Source organism: Zoogloea sp. (assembly GCF_030157465.1).
Lineage (GTDB): Bacteria > Pseudomonadota > Gammaproteobacteria > Burkholderiales > Rhodocyclaceae > Zoogloea.
This window is the reverse complement of the sequence record NZ_JAOAUU010000014.1, coordinates 1-1,631: the sequence shown is the minus strand read 5'-3', so window position 1 is coordinate 1,631 and position 1,631 is coordinate 1. Positions and strand designations below refer to the sequence as shown.

Annotated in this window: 1 protein-coding gene; it reads left to right on the top strand. The window is 65.5% G+C overall.

The annotated features are described in order from the left end of the window. The first annotated feature begins 64 nt into the window (after positions 1–64). The gene (locus Q1W26_RS02115) at positions 65–1,615 is read left to right on the top strand and encodes a transposase (protein ID WP_300435235.1); all 1,551 of its coding nucleotides are present in this window, start codon (positions 65–67) and stop codon (positions 1,613–1,615) included. Positions 1,616–1,631: the final 16 nt, after the last annotated feature.

The window sequence follows — 1,631 nt, the reverse complement described above, 5'->3', positions numbered from 1 at the left end:
GGTGTGCATTGTGGCCGAAACGCTGGCAGGCTCTGGGTTTGGCGTTGATTGAGGGAGTCACCCGATGGGTGAGTCGAAATTGAAGCGTTTGCACGCCAAGGAAATGCCTATGTCGTGCGCCGGCGTACAGACGGCGGGCGGTCGCGTACAGGTTCGCTGGGATGCGGACGGGGCAGCCACGCCGATGGGGCAGCTGGCGTACTTCATCGAGTTTCTGACCCTGACCGGGCTGTGGTCGGGTTGGCAGGATCGCTGCCCGCTGGCCTACACGAGCCCCAACGCGCCGGGCAAGGCCGATGTGCTGGGCACCTGGATGCTGTCGATCCTGTCGGGGCACCGGCGCTACTCGCACGTCACGACGATCCGCTGCGATGGGGTCAATCCCGGGCTGCTGGGGATGAACAAGGTGATCAGCGAGGACGCGCTGCGCCGGGCCCTGCTGGCGATCCCTGAGGCTGAGGGGGTGAGCTGGCTTGACGGCCACCTGCGCGAGAGCACCGCCCCCTTGCTCGATACGCCGTGGATTCTGGACATCGACACCACGATCAAACCGCTATACGGCAAGCAGGAAGGCGCGGTGGTGTCGTACAACCCGAAGAAGCCGGGGCGGCCCTCGCACAGCTACCACACCTACCTGATGGCCGGGCTGCGCCTGGTGATGGGCGTCGAGGTGAAGGCCGGCAACGAACACTCGGGCAGCCACACGCTGCCGGGCCTGCTCAAGCTCCTCGATGAACTGCCCGCGCCTCACAAACCGAAGATGGTGCGCGGCGACTGCGGCTTCGGGTCGGACGGCATCATGCGCGAGCTCGAAGCGCGGGCGCAGCCCTACCTGTTCAAGCTGCGCCTCTCGAAGAACGTCAAGCGTCACATCGAACGCCTGTTCCGGGTCTCGGGCTGGACGGACGCGGGCCAGGGCTGGGAAGGGATCGACAGCACGCTGGCGCTCACCGGCTGGGAGGCGACGCGTCGTGTGGTCGTGCTGCGCCGGCCCTTGCAGGGCGAGATGCTGCTCGCCCAGGACGAGAGCGGCCAGCAGCTGCTGGGCTTCATTGAGGCCGACCGCAAGGCGGGCAAACGCATCACCGGTTACGAATATGCGGTGCTGGTCACCAACCTGGACCATGAGGTTCTCTCGCTTGGCCAGCTCTACCGCGACCGGGCCGATGCCGAGAACACGTTCGACGAGCTCAAGAACCAGTGGGGCTGGGGCGGCTTCACCACGCACGACCTGCATCGCTGCCAACTGTCGGCACGCGGGGTGGCGCTGATCTACAACTGGTGGAGCCTGTTCGTGCGCCTGGCCAACCCCGAAGCCCGGCTTGAGGCCATCACCAGCCGGCCGTGGTTGATGTCCTCGGTGGGCCGGCGTACCGAGCATGCGGGCCAAACCACGATCACTCTGACCGGCCAGCATGCCTATTTCGACAAGGCTCGGCAGCTGCTGACGCGCATCTCCAGCCAGCTTCAAGCCTGGCTGAGCGAAGCTGCGGAGCAGTTTAACGGCCCATCGGTCTGGCTGCGCTGCTGCGAGCATCTCAAGCGCACCGTTGCGGCTATCGGACCACCGAAACCACACCACTTGCTGGCCGATCATGCGAACGGGGTGGGGTAACTGAGGTTTTTAGGTT